General features: G+C 70.1%; 14 protein-coding genes and 2 pseudogenes. 4 read left to right on the top strand and 12 right to left on the bottom strand.

All coding sequences use genetic code 11. The features are described 5' to 3' along the window. Nucleotides 1-103: 103 nt before the first annotated feature. From ACLZN2_RS34290 to ACLZN2_RS34250, 9 genes and pseudogenes are all read right to left on the bottom strand, one after another. Nucleotides 104-1348 (bottom strand): hypothetical protein, encoded by a 1245-nt coding sequence (locus tag ACLZN2_RS34290; protein WP_416983336.1) that lies wholly within the window; start codon nt 1346-1348, stop codon nt 104-106. A gap of 237 nt (nt 1349-1585) precedes the next feature. After that, nucleotides 1586-2602: an aminotransferase class I/II-fold pyridoxal phosphate-dependent enzyme gene (locus tag ACLZN2_RS34285; RefSeq protein WP_416983335.1), complete on the bottom strand. Its 1017-nt coding sequence runs from the start codon at nt 2600-2602 to the stop codon at nt 1586-1588. Next, nucleotides 2599-3939, bottom strand: a complete 1341-nt coding sequence (locus ACLZN2_RS34280) for a radical SAM protein (protein ID WP_416983333.1) — start codon at nt 3937-3939, stop codon at nt 2599-2601. Before ACLZN2_RS34280 ends, ACLZN2_RS34285 begins: the two co-directional genes overlap by 4 nt. Nucleotides 3940-4085: 146 nt before the next feature. Further along, on the bottom strand, nt 4086-4925 hold the full coding sequence (locus ACLZN2_RS34275) for an SGNH/GDSL hydrolase family protein (protein WP_416983332.1): 840 nt from the start codon (nt 4923-4925) through the stop codon (nt 4086-4088). Between the two features lie 91 nt (nt 4926-5016). After that, entirely contained in the window at nt 5017-6030 is a 1014-nt protein-coding gene (locus ACLZN2_RS34270; protein WP_416983330.1) for a hemolysin family protein, read from the bottom strand. Continuing rightward, nucleotides 6027-7361: a hemolysin family protein gene (locus ACLZN2_RS34265; RefSeq protein WP_416983328.1), complete on the bottom strand. Its 1335-nt coding sequence runs from the start codon at nt 7359-7361 to the stop codon at nt 6027-6029. The genes ACLZN2_RS34270 and ACLZN2_RS34265 overlap by 4 nt, the downstream gene beginning before the upstream one ends. Nucleotides 7362-7545: 184 nt before the next feature. After that, nucleotides 7546-7779, bottom strand: a pseudogene (locus tag ACLZN2_RS34260) (GNAT family N-acetyltransferase); the annotation flags it as partial. Between the two features lie 34 nt (nt 7780-7813). Continuing rightward, nucleotides 7814-8233, bottom strand: a complete 420-nt coding sequence (locus ACLZN2_RS34255) for a GNAT family N-acetyltransferase (RefSeq protein WP_416983327.1) — start codon at nt 8231-8233, stop codon at nt 7814-7816. A 140-nt stretch (nt 8234-8373) separates the two neighbouring features. Further along, nucleotides 8374-8625, bottom strand: coding sequence for a hypothetical protein (locus ACLZN2_RS34250; RefSeq protein WP_416983326.1), 252 nt, complete (start codon nt 8623-8625; stop codon nt 8374-8376). A 33-nt stretch (nt 8626-8658) separates the two neighbouring features. On the opposite strand from ACLZN2_RS34250, the pseudogene ACLZN2_RS34245 reads away from it, so the two are divergent. Next, nucleotides 8659-11058 (top strand): annotated as a pseudogene (locus ACLZN2_RS34245) (Tn3 family transposase); the annotation flags it as partial. Between the two features lie 93 nt (nt 11059-11151). Here the strand turns inward: ACLZN2_RS34245 and ACLZN2_RS34240 are convergent. Together ACLZN2_RS34240 and ACLZN2_RS34235 are read right to left on the bottom strand one after the other, a co-directional pair. Continuing rightward, the gene (locus ACLZN2_RS34240) at nt 11152-11538 is read right to left on the bottom strand and encodes a PPOX class F420-dependent oxidoreductase (protein ID WP_128382426.1); all 387 of its coding nucleotides are present in this window, start codon (nt 11536-11538) and stop codon (nt 11152-11154) included. Nucleotides 11539-11546: 8 nt separating this feature from the next. Beyond that, nucleotides 11547-12461, bottom strand: a complete 915-nt coding sequence (locus ACLZN2_RS34235; protein WP_416983325.1) for an alpha/beta hydrolase — start codon at nt 12459-12461, stop codon at nt 11547-11549. A gap of 108 nt (nt 12462-12569) precedes the next feature. Between ACLZN2_RS34235 and ACLZN2_RS34230 the strand changes: the two genes are divergently transcribed. Continuing rightward, nucleotides 12570-13004 carry a MarR family winged helix-turn-helix transcriptional regulator gene (locus ACLZN2_RS34230; protein ID WP_416983324.1) on the top strand — a complete coding sequence of 145 codons (435 nt, stop codon included), beginning with the start codon at nt 12570-12572 and terminating at the stop codon, nt 13002-13004. Nucleotides 13005-13100: 96 nt separating this feature from the next. On the opposite strand, the gene ACLZN2_RS34225 is transcribed toward ACLZN2_RS34230, so the two are convergent. Further along, nucleotides 13101-14873: an IS1182 family transposase gene (locus tag ACLZN2_RS34225; RefSeq protein ID WP_416983323.1), complete on the bottom strand. Its 1773-nt coding sequence runs from the start codon at nt 14871-14873 to the stop codon at nt 13101-13103. Nucleotides 14874-15049: 176 nt separating this feature from the next. Here ACLZN2_RS34225 and ACLZN2_RS34220 point away from each other — a divergent pair, with 176 nt between their 5' ends. Next, nucleotides 15050-15481, top strand: a complete 432-nt coding sequence (locus tag ACLZN2_RS34220; protein ID WP_416983322.1) for a hypothetical protein — start codon at nt 15050-15052, stop codon at nt 15479-15481. 11 nt (nt 15482-15492) lie between these two features. Further along, nucleotides 15493-15627 (top strand): transposase, encoded by a 135-nt coding sequence (locus ACLZN2_RS34215; protein WP_416983321.1) that lies wholly within the window; start codon nt 15493-15495, stop codon nt 15625-15627. Nucleotides 15628-15762: the final 135 nt, after the last annotated feature.

Raw genomic sequence — 15762 nt, 5'->3', positions numbered from 1 at the left:
GCCGCCGTGCCGTGGTGCCCGTACGGCCTCTGTTCCCGCCTCCCGGGCGACGGCACGTGACGGTCCGTCGCCGCGATTCCTCCCCGCCCCGGAACACCGTCGGCTAGGTGACGGACCGCTCCCTGTCCTGCGCGGTCTCGACGGCCTCCGCCTCGCGCGGGGAGGGACGCGGCTCGTCCGTGTCCAGTTCCCCGCGCCCACGATCGGGCACGGGCCCGACGTCCGGAGCGCGCAGGCGGGCGAGGACCAGCTGTCCGATGCCGTGCAGCACGGCCACCGTGATGACGGCGGGTCCCACGGTGGCGGCCGTGCCGGGAAAGTCGTGTTCCAGGGAGAGGGCGATCAGCACGGCCGTGATGCCGTTCTGCTGCCCGAGCCCCAGCGCGATCCGGTCGCGGCGTTCCAGCCCGCGCACGAACAGGGGCATCACCCCCAGTGCCACCACGGCCTGCGCCACGAATGCCGCGCTCCCGAGGACGAATCCCGGCCACCAGGCCACGCCGTGGGCGAGCAGCAGCCCGAGCGCCAGGAACGCGGCGAGATAGGCGCCGCCCACCGCGCGGTCCACCAGCCTGCCCAGCAGCGGGGAACGCAGGAAGAGACCGATCAGAGCCACGGCGAGCATCAGACTCCGGTCCGCCGCGAGCAACAGTGTCACCACGGCCAATACCAAGGTCGCCGCAGCTCCGACTCCGCGGTCCGCGAGGGGCCGCGGCAGCCGTGCCGACACCGCACGCCCCGCCCACCACAGCAGCGCCACGGCGGCGAGCAGGGCGGCGTTGGCGGCGAGGCCGGTGAGGTGGCCGGCGTTGCTCTCACCGAGGATCCGGGGGGTGCCCTGGTGGCCGGCCGCCGCGTACGCGTACCCCGCGAGATAGAGCGTGAGCAGTACGGTCATGGGGTCGTCGAACGACGCCCATGCCTTCAACAGGGACCGTGCCCGTGGGGACATCCGCTCGCCGCGGTCCATGGCGGCCACCGACAGCGGATCGATCTGCGCCACCGCGATACCCAGCACCAGAGACTCGGGCCGCCGCAGGACCAGCGCCATCGTGCCCGTGATCAGAGCGGCCTTGAGCACGACTCCCACGGTGACGGCCGCGACCACCCCGGACAGGTCGGCCCGCAGCGCCTTGAGGTCGATCGCGTACGTACTGCCGTACAGGCCGACGGCGAGCAGCAGCGAGGCGGCGAACAGGTAACCGCCGGAGCCGACCACGGCCGATGCGTTCACCCCCAGCCCGATCACGACTCCGGCCACGAGCGCACCGGCCCCGCCCACCACCAGGCCGGGAATCGCGCGGGGCAGCCACCCCGGACGATCACCGGCGTGTCCGGATGCCGACATGGCTCGTCCCCCCTCCGTTCCGGACCCGCAAGGCCGACCTACGACCGGGGGCACGCGCCGCACGGGGCGTCCACGGCCCCTCCGCGCAGGACGACGAGCGGCCCCGTCGCCGCACCTTGTCTCCACGATGCCCGGCCACGTCCACCAACGAACACGGATCGACGCCAGGTGACGCCTTTCAGACGGTTCTCATCGCTTTCCGCCCACGAGTGTCCGCTTCCGGGCCCTCCGGGGGTTTCATCGCGCCGCCGTCGGTGTCGGGCCGAAAGCGTCAGCAAGGCTGGTCAGGATGGAGCCGGGCCAGCTGCTCTCCCCGAACACGCTGACCGGCATGGCGAGCACGCCGCACTCACGCCGGAGCGTCTCCGCCGGGATTTCAACCGGGAAGAAGTAGTTGCCGGGACACGTCCGGCTCGCTGTGGGAATCGCCGCGAGCACCTCGTCCGGCAACCGTTCGAACAACCGCTCAGCCCGTGCTGCCAGTTCGTCGGCGACCTGCCGGGGCACGTCGCTGTGCTCGGTCAGCAGGCGGTCGGCGAGCCTCAGCTGAGCCGGCGTCGGCGGATCAGCCCGGAACGGCTCGGCCGATTCGGCTTGCGCCGGACCCAGCAGGACCACGCCGAATGTGCGTGGCCACAGCCATCCCTTGGTGACCGAATGCAGGAGGACCGCGCAACCGGTGTCCAGCAACCGCCGTGTGCCGGCGGCGAACGGGGCTCCCAGGTCGTAGACGCTGTCGATCAGCAGGCGGCGGGATGGTGATTCCCGCAACCACGAAATCACCGCGGCGCACTCGGCATCGGACAGATACCGGCCGAGCGGCTTGCTGGGGTTGGCGAGCAGCAGGTATTCGGGCCGGTCGTCCGCCGGCGATCTCGGCAGGGCCGGCGCCGGCAGCGTCGGGTAGGACGCGGGCGCCAGGCCCGCAGCTCGGGCCAGCTCGAAGTAGACCGGGTACACGTCGCCGGGCAGCCACAACCGCGCTCGCACGGCGCGCAGCCAGTGGAACACCACGCCGAGCCCGTGACGGACCCCCCGACAGACCATGGCGTGGCCGGACCACTCTTCCGGCAGCTCGAAACGCCGCAGCCAGGCACGGGCGAGATCGCACCGGTGCACCGTGCTCATGGCGGTCGGCGGTTCCGGTCGCATCGGAGCAAGTGCCCGGTACACGTTGGTCTCGGCGGCATCCAGAAGCGACGAACCAGCAAGGAGCTGCCGCCGGCGGAGTTCCTGGAACTCGTCGAACCTCATGTCGTCGCACCTTCCGGCACGATCTCGCTGGCCCGGTCTTCCAGGGAGGCGTAGCAGCGTCCGTCGGCCATGACGTTCCAGCTGCGTGCGATCCCGTTGGTGCGCTCCCAGAGCAGGCTGGGCTCGGTGTAAGCGGCGATCCGCATCGGCCGGCCCTCCCAGCTGCCCTGGTGGACCGGCGCGCCCCAGGGCAGGCGGCTCGCCAGTTCGAAGCCGTGCTGCTCGGCGAACCGGGTCACGACGGACAGCGACACCTGGTGCTCTCGGCTCCAGAGGTTGGCGGCGCGGTCGAAGTAGAGCGACTCAGTGCTGGTGGAGACGTAGAGCTCTTTGAAGCAGACTTCCTCGACACCGAGAGCCGCCGCCCACGAAAGGTAGTCGGCGACGCCGGCCGCGTCGGCCACGCCGCCGTGCTGGAGCACGCAGATCAGCCTCATCCGCAGCCCCGGCCAGCGGTCACGTTCCATGCGCCAGGTGTCGATCACAGAGCTCACCGGCGTGCGCAACATCATCAGCCGGTCGCTGACGGCGTCGTCCTGATGGTGCCGGGAGACCGCCAGCACGCTCAGGCCCGCGGCGCTCAGGGCTGCCAGTCGGCCGGCCCGGTCGGCGTGCTGACCCTTCGCCAGGGTGTGCGCGTTGGTGATCAGGACGACCTTCGGGAAGGCCGCCGAGCAGGCGGACACCAGCCGTAGCTGCTGTTCGAACGGTATGAGCGTGGGCTCCCCGCCGCCCGTGATCACCGCACGCTCGGCCCCCGCAGCACGGGCGCGCTCCAGCCAGTGGGCGACCGAGTCCCACGGGACCCGTGCCGGTGCTTGGTCGCTGGAGATCGAAGCCGAGGAGAAGCAGAACGAACACCGGGCCTGGCAGGCGGCGGCGACCGGCAGAAGCGACACCGAGCGCGGTCGCATGTCCGCGTAGCGACGCTGTGCCGATCCGTGAAGGTGCAGGGAGGCCGCCATCGCATCCTCGACGGTTGTCGGGCGCAAAGTGAACTCGTCGCCTGCTTGGTCGAGCTCGTGGACTGCCGACAACCGGATGTGAGCCTCGTGCAGTTCCATGCCGAGGCCGGTCGACACGTTGGGCACCAGTCTGTCGGGGTCCACCGTGGTTTCCAGCACCAGCAGCCGGTCGCCGGGAATGGCCAGACGGTCCAGCAAGCGTCGCGCCTTGCCGATACCGATTCCCAACTCCGCACGGGTCAGCAGGTGGAACCGGTCGGGATAGGTGCTCTCCGGAATCCCGGCCTTACCGTAAGCGAACGCGTACTTGTCGAAGCCCTTCGCGAAGTTCGACAGCACGATGACGTGGAAGCGCTGGTCGCCATGGTTCATGTCGTCATCATGCATGAACGGGCCCGGACGACATGGGCCCAACCGCAGGCCCCGAGGCCCATGCTGACGGCGCCGCGATCGGTTCTCCCAGAGGGAGGCGGCGCCCCGTGTCTCATCGGTGCGCGGCAGCCGGGCGGGGCTCCGGGTTAGGGATCAACCCGTCGCCAGTCCGTCACAGGGCCGGGGTTTGTGTCGTCCGCAGGCGTGACCCAGAAGGCTTTGCCCAGCTCGGCGCTGAACTGGGCGCCTGACCGGCCGTCCCCGGAGGAGCGGCCGGTCAGCCGACGGCCGATCCACGGCAGCAGATGCTGCTGGGCGAAGCGGGCGTCGGCGGCCCGGCGGGCGGCCCAGCCGGGCGGCACGGTCGCCGGGATCGGCGTACGCCACTCGGCGTCCTCCGGGTCGTACCCGAGGGTCTGCCAGACCGCCTCGGCGACCCGGCGGTGCCCCTCGGGCGTGAGGTGCAGCCGGTCGACGTCCCACAGCCGCGGGTCGGAGAGCGAGGGGGCGCCGTACAGGTCGACGACGAGCGCGCCGTGCCGCTCGGCCAGCTCGTCGACACAGACGAACAGCTCCTCCATACGCGGCCGGAACCGCTCCAGGACCGGACCCTGGCGCCCGGGGCTGCGCATCAGCACCAGCTGTTTGCAGGAGGGGGCCAGCCGCTCCACCGCCTCCGTGAGCAGGCCCTTGACCATACCCATGTCGCACTTGGGGCGCAGGGTGTCGTTCAGGCCGCCGACCAGGGTGATCACGTCGGCGTCCATCGCGGCCGCCACGTCCACCTGCTCCTTGACGATCTGGCTGATCAGCTTGCCGCGCACCGCCAGGTTGGCGTACCGGAAGCCGGGCGTGCGGGCCGCCATCCGGCCCGCCAGGAGGTCGGCCCAGCCCCGGTAGGAGCCGTCGGGCAGCAGGTCCGACATGCCCTCGGTGAAGGAGTCGCCGACCGCGACCAGGCTGGTGTGTGTGGGTTTCGTCTGCATGGCGACACAGATGGTAGCCCGAGTCCCATACCCAGCGGTCGGTCACCCCTGTCCGAGTGCCGGCCCCACCCCTGCCGGCCCCACCCCTGTCTCACGCCCGCTGCCCGAACAGCTCGCGGAGCACGTCCTCCATCGTCACCAGCCCGGCCAGCCGCCCGTCCGTGCCGAGCACCGCCGCCAGATGCGTACGGCTGCCCCGCATCGCGGTGAGGACGTCGTCCAGGGGCGTCGCCTCACGCACGCGTGCGATGGCCCGCATGTCCCGCAGCCGGAACGGCTCGTCCCGCGGCGAGGCGTCCAGCGCGTCCTTCACATGCAGATAGCCGATGATCCGGCGCCCCTCGTCCACCACCGGGAAGCGGGAGAACCCCGACTCGGCGGCCAGCCCCTCCAGCTCCTCCGGTGTGACACCCACGCGCGCGTAGACGACACGTTCCAGCGGCAGTACGACGTCCCGCACCGGGCGGCGGCCCAGCTCCAGGGCGTCGTGCAGCCGCTCCCGGGCACGGTCGTCGATGAGCCCCGCGTCGCCCGCGTCCTTCACGATCTGGGCGAGCTGCGCGTCCGAGAAGGCCGCCGCGACCTCGCCCCTGGTCTCGATCCGCAGCAGCTTCAGCAGCGCGTTGGCGAACGCGTTGATCGCGAAGATCACCGGGCGCAGCGCCCGCGACAGCGTGACCAGCGGCGGGCCGAGGACCAGCGCGCTGCGCACCGGCTCCGCCAGCGCGATGTTCTTCGGGACCATCTCGCCGAGCAGCATGTGCAGATAGGTGGCCAACGCCAGCGCGATCACGAACGACACGGCGTGGCCGGCGCTCTGCGGCACGCCCACCGCGTGGAACACCGGCTCCAGCAGACGCGCGATCGCCGGTTCGGCGACCACGCCGAGGACCAGCGTGCACAGCGTGATGCCGAGCTGTGCCGCCGCCATCAGCGCGGACACGTGCCGCAGGCCCCACAGCACGCTCGTGGCACGCCGGTCGCCCCGCTCGGCGTACGGCTCGATCTGGGCCCGGCGGACGGAGATCAGCGCGAACTCCGCGCCGACGAAGAACGCGTTGACGACCAGGGTCGCCAGGGCGATCAGCAGCTGTACGACGGTCACCGGTCCGCCCCTTCCCCGTGGTCCTCGGCGAGCGGGGCGTGCAGCAGCACCCGTGCGGCGCGGCGGCCGGACGCGTCGACCACGTCCATGCGCCAGCCCGCGACCTCGACGCCGTCACCGACGGCCGGTATGCGGCCCAGCTCGGTGGCGACGAGGCCGGCCAGCGTCTCGTACGGCCCCTCGGGTGCGTGCAGGCCCACGCGCGCGAGCTGGTCCATCCGGGCCGCGCCGTCGGCCGAGTACAGCGCGCGGCCGTCGTCGTCGGTGCCCGCGGGGGCCAGATCGGGCGTCTCGTGCGGGTCGTGTTCGTCGCGGACCTCGCCCACGACCTCCTCGACGATGTCCTCCAAAGTCGCCACACCCGCCGTACCGCCGTACTCGTCGATGACCACGGCCATCGTTCGTTTGCCGCCCAGCCGGTCGAGCAGCCGGTCCACGGTCAGCGACTCGGGGACCAGGAGCGGCTCGCGCATGATCTCCGAGACGGGCACGTGGAGACGGCGGTCGGCGGGGATCGCCAGCGCGTCCTTGATGTGCGCGGTACCGACGACCGCGTCGAGGCCGCCGTGGTGGACGGGGAAGCGGGACAGGCCCGTCGCCCGGGTCGCGTTCGCCACGTCCTCGCAGGTCGCCAGGGCGTCGAGGGAGATGACCTGGACGCGCGGGGTCATCACGTTCTCCGCGGTCAGGTCGGCCAGGTTCAGGGTGCGCACGAACAGCTCGGCGGTGTCCGCCTCCAGCGCGCCCTCACGGGCCGAGTGCCGGGCCAGGGCCGCCAGCTCCTGGGGGCCGCGCGCGGCGGCCAATTCCTCGGTGGGCTCCACGCCGAAGCGGCGCACGACACGGTTGGCGGTGTTGTTGAGATGGGTGATGAAGGGCCGGAAGACGGCGCTGAACCAGCGCTGCGCGTTGCCCACGGTCCTGGCCACGGGCAGCGGCGAGGAGATCGCCCAGTTCTTCGGCACCAGCTCGCCCACGACCATCAGGAAGACCGTCGACAGCGCCGTACCCAGCACGAGCGCCACCGAGCTCGCCGCGCTGCCCGACAGCCCCACCGACTCCAGTGGCCCCGCGATCAGCGCGGCGATCGACGGCTCGGCCAGCATGCCGACCACCAGGTTGGTGACGGTGATGCCGAGCTGCGCGCCGGAGAGCTGGAAGGTGAGATTCCGTACGGCCTTCAGCGCGCCGGACGCGCCCCGCTCACCGCGCTCCACCGCCCGCTCCAGCTCGCTGCGCTCGACCGTGGTCAGCGAGAACTCGGCCGCCACGAAGGCGCCGCACGCGAGGGACAGCAGGATCGCCACCAGCAGCAGGAGCACTTCCGTCATCGGTTCACCTCCGTCCCATGGTCCGGCAGGGCAGAGAGGATCGCGCGATGTCGCGCACGGCTACTGGGAGGCTCGCCCATGGGCGGACACTCACACCTTTCCAGGACTCGCAGGGGGACCGTGCGCTTCCGCACGGTCCCCCAATAGTAAAGGATCAGCAAAGTCCCCCGGTTCGGGGTGCCGCTCAGCCGGTGAGCGGCTTCACCCAGCGCCGCCATGTCTCCTGCGGCGCGTACCCCGCCGCGTGCCACGCATGATGCGCCGTCTCGTTCCGGGTGAGCACCATCGCGTCCCCGCGCCGTCCGCCGAGCCGTACGAACCTCTCCTCGGCGGCGGCGAGCAGCGCCGAGCCGATGCCCTGACGGCGCCGCTCCGGATGTACCGCCAGCCGGTAGAGATGACACCGCCAGCCGTCGAATCTTGGCTGCTCACAAGCGTGTGGCTGGCTGTGTCTAGAGGGGTTTGACCCAGCGTCGCCAGTGGTCTTCGCGATGGTATCCGCCTGCGGTCCAGGTGTGGTGGGCTTGTTCGTTGGCTTCCAGGACCATGGCGTCGACGCGTCGTCCGCCGAGGGTGGTGAAGCGTTGTTCGGCGGCTTCCAGGAGGGCGGTGGCGATGCCTTGGCGTCGGTGGTGGGGGTGGACGGCGAGTCGGTAGGCGGAGCATCGCCATCCGTCGAAGCCGGCTATGACGGTTCCGGCGAGGGTGCCGTCGCGTTCGGCGAGGAGCAGGGCTTCGGGGTCTCGTGTGATGAGCCGGGCTACTCCGTCGTGGTCGTCGCTGATGCTGGTTCCTTCCGCTGCGTCGCGCCAGAACTGCAGCACGGTGGCGATGTCCGCGAGGGTGGCGTGGCGGATGTGAAGATCACTCATGGAGTGAGCCAAGCAGAGCGCCATTCTGTCTGGCGAACGGTTTCTGTGCCGAGGGTGGACATCGCGGGCTGCTCACCGCTATCGGTGGGGCCAGGAGCTGTCCCTCCTGGCCCCACCAATGGCATGCGTCCTGCGGCTACTCAGGTTGAATCCGTGATGTCCGGTGTCTCGATCAGGCCGTGAAGGTCCAGGCCGGTGGGTGGCAGGCAGCCGGTGATCAGGTGCGGCCGGTACTGGATCTTCTTGAGCTTCCGCTTGATGACGCGGGTCAGGTGTGCGAGGTCGGTGGCGGCGAAGTCGGCCAGGGCCCGCTTGGATAGGCTCCAGATACCTTCCTGCGGGTTGATCTCCGGTGCATACGGCGGCAGATGGAAGATGACCAGCCAGTCCACGTGCTCCGCTTCGAAGTCGAAGAGCTCCTGCTGGAGCTGGAGCGGCTGCGTCGGCCGCCGACGCGTACGACCGGCACCAGCATGGCGAAGGCGCTGGAGCGGGTGGAGGAGATCTCCTCCTTTCGGCTGGGCCGGGTGAAGCTGGACAAGGTGCCGCCGAACCGGCTGGCGACGCTGGCCCGGGTCGGGGGGTCGAGGCACCGATCCTGGAGCGGGCGCCGGAGCCGCGACGCACCGCGCTGCTGGCCTCGGTGGTCCGGCACCTGGAGGCGTCGGCGATCGACGACGCGCTGGACGTGTTCGCGCTGCTGATGCAGGTGAAGCTGCTGAACGTGGCGAAGCGGGCCACGGACAAGGAGTGGCTGGCGTCCCGGCCCCGGCTGGCGAAGGCGTCGCGCACCGTGCAGGTGGTGTACCGGCTGTGGAGCGCGCAGCTGGACCTGGTCGCCGACGCCGGCGCCGATTTGGACGCGCTGGCGATGTTCCGGGCGCTGGAGACGAGGTCGGGCCCCGCGCGGAGGTCGAGGCGGCCGTGCGGCTGCTGGATGAGTTGCTGCCGCCGGGCGACGAGGAGTCCCAGGCGGAGATGCGCCGCCAGCTGGCCGGCCGCTACAGCACGGTGCGCCCGTTCCTGTCCCTGCTCGGCGAGTCGGGCACGCTGGGTGCGGCGGCCGGCGGCCGGCGGGTGCTGGAGGCGGTGAAGCGGCTGCCTGCGCTGTCGCGGCGCACGGTGAAGGCCAAGCCGCTACTGCCTAGGGTGATCGACCAGAAACTGGTGCCGCCGGCCTGGAAGAAGGCGGTGTTCTCCAACCCTGACCTGCCGGTGGGCGCGGTGGACCGGGACGCCTACGCGGTGTGCGTGCTGGAGCAGCTGCACCGGGCTCTGGGGCGCCGGGATGTGTTCGCCTCCCCGTCGAATCGCTGGTCCGACCCCCGGGCTCGCCTGCTGGACGGGCCGCAGCGGGAGGCGGTGCAGGCCGATGTGCTGCACAGGCTGAGCCTGGAGGCGCCGGTCGAGCAGCACCTGGCCGAGCGGGTCGGTGCGCTGGACGCGGCGTGGCGGCTGATGGCCGAGCGCTTGGAGGAGGCCGGGCAGGACGCGAAGCTGTCCTTCGAGGTGCAGCCGAACGGCCGCTTGAAGCTGAACGTGGACCGGCTCGGCGCGCTCGGCGAGTCGAAGTCGCTGCGGTGGTTGCGCCGGACCACCGCGGCGATGCTCCCTCGGATCGACCTGCCGGATCTGCTGTTCGAGGTGGACTCCTGGACCGGGTTCCTGGACACCTTCGTGCACCTGGACGGCGGCCGGCCCCGGATGGAGCGGGTGAAGACGTCGCTGGTGGCGCTGCTGGTCGCCGAGGCGTGCAACATCGGCTACACCCCGGTCATCGACGCGAACGACGAAGCGCTGACGCGGGCCCGGCTGGTGCACGTGGACCAGTACTACCTGCGTGCCGACACGATCGGCGCCGCGAACGCGGCGCTGGTGGCGGCCCAGGCCAGGGTGCCGATCGTGGAGCACTGGGGCGAGGGGCTGCTGGCGTCGGTGGACGGGCTGCGGTTCGTGGTCCCGAAGCGCACGATCAGCGCCGGCCCGTCGCCGAAGTACTACCACTTCAAGCGCGGCATCACCTGGCTGAACGCGGTGAATGACCAGGTCGCCGGGATCGGGCAGATGGTGGTGCCGGGCACCCTGCGCGATTCGCTGCACATCCTGGACACCCTGCTGAACCTGGACGCCGGGGTGCGGCCGGAGATGGTGGCCACCGACAACGCCTCCTACTCCGATATGGTGTTCGGGCTGTTCTCGCTGCTCGGCTACAACTTCTCGCCCCGCTTCCGGGACCTGGCCGACCAGCGGTTCTGGCGGGCCGAGCTGCCCGGGGGTACGGGCGGCGACTACGGGGTGCTGGAGCCGCTGGCCCGCAACCGGGTCAACCTCGCCAAGGTGACGACGCACGGCCGGACATGCTGCGGGTGGCCGGCTCCCTGGCGACCGGGCAGGTCCGGGCCTACGACCTGCTGCGGATGTTCGGCCGGGAGGGACGGCCGACGCCGCTGGGCACCGCGTTCGCCGAGTACGGGCGGATCGCCAAGACGCTGCACCTGCTGCGCGTGGTCGACCCGGTCGACGCAGGCGTACAGGTCGGGGCAGGAGGACCAGCTCGGCGCGCTCGGCTTGGTGCTGAACGCCGCGGTGCTGTGGACCACCCGCTACCTGGACGCCGCCGTCGAGCAGCTGCGGGCCCTGCCCGCCGACCAGCGCGAGCACGACGTCCTGGACGAGGAGGTCGCCCGGCTCTCGCACTCAAGCACGCCAACCTGAATGTCCTGGGCCGCTACAGCTTCCGCGGCTCTGGCCCGGCCGGCGGAGCGCTGCGGCCCCTGCGCGACCCGGCGGAGGCCGAGGGGGAGGAGGACGGCGAGGACGAGTAGGCGCAGCGGTCCGCGAGAACCGGACGGCGGCCGAGGTCCACTCGGCGCTCGACAGTAGTGACCAGCATGCACTCGCCGCGATCCGCATACGCGTCACGGCGTCGGCGTCACCCGGATGCCGAGCGTTCCGGCCTCACCTCGGCGCAGTCGGCTGCCGAGGAGGCTGAGGCGGCCGATGATGCCGTACTTGCGGGCGATGAGCTGCCGATAGCGGGCCGTGGTGGCGGCGTCGCAGATCTCGGCGGTGGCGGGAACCTGGTCGCCCGTCGAATTGCCGCGCAGATCGCAGGGGCCGACGAGGACATCGGCGCGGGCCCGGATCCGCTTGACCTTCCAGGAGTCCGCGGCCGTCCAGACGCCGAGCGCGTCGCCGTCACGCACCACCCAGACGGGGGTGGCGACCGGGGTGCCGTTCCTGCGGTAGCTGGTGACCAGCAGATACTTGCCCGTACCGAGCCGGTCCAGTGAGGCGTCGTCCATGCCCGCAGTCACAGGTTGTTCGCGTAGAAGCTGATGAGTCGTTCGACGGCGGCGTCGACGTATGCGGGTTCGTCGTACATCTCGTAGTGGCCGGCGCCGTCGATCACCATGAGGTCGACGGGGTTGGGGGCCAGCTTCCACAGCTGCATGCCCATGTCGTAGGAGCCGGTGTTGCCGATGCGTCCGGCGAGGATGACCTGCAGTGGCTGGGTCATGAGCTGATCGGCCAGGTGGAAGGCGTCGTAGCCCAGCAGGAGGGAGTCGCTGCGCAGGAGGCGCCGGTTCGTGGAGTGTTCGTTGCCGCCGCGCTCGGTGCGGTAGTAGGTGACGGCCTGAGTGGTGTCGATGTCGGTCAGGCCCGCTGCCGCGGCGTCCTCAAGGGTGTCGGGCAGCCAGTTCACGCGGGTCGTCTCGCCGGAGCGGGCCTCTTCGGTACGTGCGTCCGCGAGGGCGTCGAGTGCTGCGGCCGGACCGTCGGGGGAGAAGCTGCGGAACGCGGCGCCGATGTTGACGGGGACGACCGTGCCGACCGCCTTGATGCGGTGGTCCGTGCGGGCGGTGTGCACGGCGTAGCCGCCACCGGCGCAGATGCCGAGGACGCCGATGCGCTGTGGGTCGATACCGGGGGTCGTGGTGAGCGCGTCGATGGCGTAGGAGATGTCCTCACCGCGGCGGTAGGGGTCTTCGAGGTCGCGGGGCTCGCCCTCGCTCTGGCCCTGATGGGCGGGGTCGAGGACGAGCGCCGCGATGCCGCGGGCGGCGAGACGGGAGGCGTAGTTGGCGCCGATCTGCTCCTTCACGCTGCTGCCCGGGGTGGCCAGCACCACGGCGCGCAGCGGTGCGCTGCTGTCGGCGTTGTCGGGCAGGTGGAGGTCCGCGGCGAGGTTGATGGGACCGCGCGGGATCGTGAGGTGCTGAAGCATGTCTGGCTTCCTTCGTGAGATTGTTGTTCCATAGGAGTCCAGTACAAGGCGGCATCTTGTACGATATAGAATTAATACGAAACTGTACCACATGGATGGAGGATCGCAATGTCAGTCGACGGGGCGCAGCTGTGGACGCTGAACCAGCGGCTGCTGGGCGTAGTGATGGATGCCTGCACACGGGAGCTGGCCGAGCTCGGTTTGGAGACGAAGGAGTTCTTCGTCCTGGCCGAGGTGGAGGCATCGCCGTACCCGGCCGAGATCGCGACCGCGCTGCTGCTGCCCAAGGCGAGCGTGACGGTCTACGTCCGCAACCTCGTCACCAAGGGCTTCATCCGCCGCGAGATCGACGAGGCGGACTTGCGGCGTCACCGGCTCGTACTGACCGCCGAGGGCACGCGGGCACGCGATCGAGCACTTGCAGCCCTCGCGGCGGAGTACGACCGCAGGTTGGCGAGGGTTATCCCCCAGGACCGCGTTGAGCTGCAACGCATCCTCAAAGCGATGCTCGCCTCGCCCGCGTCAGGCAGTATGCGCGAGTGATTCGTCTGTCCGGTGCTCTGATGCTGCGATGTGCTTGTCCTGATGAGGATTCTTGATTTCGGCTCTGTCCGCAGTTCCGGATGCTGTTGGTGATCTCTAGGTCGTCAGCCTTTGGCAGAGCCGCTGGAAGTGACTGGGTGGCCGTGGCGGAGAAGCCGGTGTGGTGCCGGGCGGGAAGTATTCGCTGAGTCGGACGATGTTGGTTCCAGCAGCTGTGAGCACGTGCTGAACGTGTGTCTTCGCCAGGCCGCGGTAGCGGCAGTGGCGCAGGCCATGAGCGTGGACCGTTTCTGAGACAGTGGCCTCGCAGCCTGCGCGGATGGCAAAGCGCCGCTGCCAGTTGCTGGTCTTCTGGTCTTTCCTGACCTGTGACTGGATCTTCTGCTGGGGCTCGGGCAGCAGGAGGATGTGGCGCCCTTTGCCATCGACGTTGCCGGTGCACTTCTCGCGGTCGTCGCATTCCCGGCATGCCTTGCGGGGGAAGAGGACGGACAGCCGAGGATGCCCGTCGCCCAAGGTGGCCTTCCAGGGCGGGCTGGTGATGCCGTTCGGGCAGGTGAGGGTGCGGTTCTCCCAGTCGATGTGAAAGTCCTCTTTCGTGAAGCCCGGCCGCCGGGCGGCTTGTGGGTCGTCGCGGACCGGGCCGAGCAGCGGAATGTCCCATGTAAGGGCCGCTTGGTGGATGCTGTCCGGGGTGACGTAGCCGCCGTCGACGACGTGCTCGAGGGGCTGAAAGCCCTGACGGGTCAGCTGCCGGTGGATGTCGTCGAGGGCGTCGATGTCCTGCTGCGGCGCCGGGCGGGTGACCACCTGAACGATGACGTTGGGGCTCGTCTCGTCACAGGTCTCGGTCTGGTGATCGCGATAGCCGATCCAGTCGCGCTGGCCGGCCGCGGTGACCTTCTGACTGTAACGGGCCTCGGGATCGTGCGGGGTGACGATCTCCATCGTGGACCACGGCACCCGTGCCGAAGCAGGATCAGGTCGGCCGTCTGCTGAGGTTTTGCCTGTGTTCCTCTGCCCGGTCGCCCTCCGGCTGGCCCGGTCACGGGTCGACTTCGCTGCCCGCCAGCGCAGTTGGCCCGCTTCGTCGTGCCAGTACTGCTGGACCCAGACCTGCCGCATGACCTGCACGGACCTCAACTCCCGCAGACCAGGCGGGGCATCGTCGTGATAGACGGCACGCAGGATGTGCAGCCCGTCCTCACCTACCCGCAGCACCCAGGCGATCAACGCGTCGCCGCCGCGGGGCAGCCGGTCGTAGCGCATCGGCCGGCCATACCGGTCTGCCCAGTCAGCAGTCACGAGAGCAGCCAGCCACCCCTCGCCCTGCAGTGCGAGGTCCTCCAGAGCACAGCGCAGCGTCTCAGTGACCAGTTCACCCCGGTTCAGACGGCGCACCGCCGCCAGCACGTGGGTGGAATCCGTCCGGATCCGTCCCCGCCGCTTGACCAGCCCGGCTTCTGCAAGCCGGTCCACCACCAGCGCCAGGAGCCGGTCCGCGCGGTCGCCTTCGGCCACCCGGCCACGGAATTCGCTCAGGACAGTGAAGTCGAATCCCGGATCATCCAGCTCCAGGCCCAGGCAGTACTTCCAGTCAAGGCGGCAGCGGACTGCTTCCGCAGCCTGTCGGTCGGTGAAATTCTCCGCGTACTGCAGCACCGACACGAGAGCCAGCTGAGCAGGCGACATCCCACGCCGTCCGTCAGTTGGATACCAGTCGGCGAAGTCGGCATCCGCGAACAGGCCGTCCAGCCGATCGCGCACCCACATCGCGGCTGTGCCCCGCGGATTACTCGCCCTGGCCATCCGCACCGTCAACGGCGGAATAACACGCCCCGAAACCAAACCCATTGCCACTGCGGTCACCCCTCCGACCGCCGAAACCGCCCCGCTACGACCAGCGCAGCATCACGAGGACATGAACACAGGCACGGTCAGCAGACTTCACCCCACCGAGTGAAGATCACCAACAGTATCAGTTCCGTGAATCCCCCAGGTCAGTGGCTGGAACGCGGGATCGTTGCGGCAGCGTACTTCCTGCCGTGGCGAGCAAGACGGTTGAGGATGTGCTGTTTCCCGGGATCAATGTACGGGTGGAGGGGGTGAGCGACTTCTCCGGCATTCTGGTGGTGGAGGCAGTGTCGACGGCCAGTCCAGGCCGGTGTCCGAACTGCCGCAAGCAGGCCCGCCGCGTACACAGTACGTATCAACCCTCCCTGGATGAGCGGCCGTTGGGCGCGCGCCGCGTCATTGTCCGGCTGCGCGTGCGCTGGTACTTCTGCGATCGCGGGAGCTGTTCCCGCACGACGTTCGTCGAGCAGGTTCCGGGGCTGTCCGCGCGCTACCGCCGTTCCAGCATCGGGCTGGCGGGCTGGCTGCGGTCAATCGCGACCGAGCTCGGCGGCCGCCCTGCCGCACGGCTGTGCCGCCGGTTGCGGCTGACCGCTGGCCGGACGCGTCTGCTCAGCTGCTGACAGCGCCGGTGGTGCCGGACCGTGCCCCGAGGGTGCTGGGGGTGGACGAGTTCGCCTTCCGCAAGGGCTGCACCTACGGCACCGTGCTGGTCGACGTCGAGGCCGGCCGGGTCGTCGACGTGCTGCCCGACCGCACCTCGGGGTGAGCTGTACTGAGATTTGTGGAGTCCCTGATGCCAGGGCTACGGTCCTGGCGAAGGAGAACCACCAGCACCATGGCAGCACCCCGTAAATACCCGGACGAGCTCCGCGAGCGCGCGATCCGTGAGGTCCGCACCACC

It is taken from the genome of Streptomyces sp. T028 (assembly GCF_048159505.1).
Taxonomy (GTDB): Bacteria; Actinomycetota; Actinomycetes; order Streptomycetales; family Streptomycetaceae; genus Streptomyces.
This window is presented reverse-complemented; position numbering and strand designations above follow the sequence as displayed.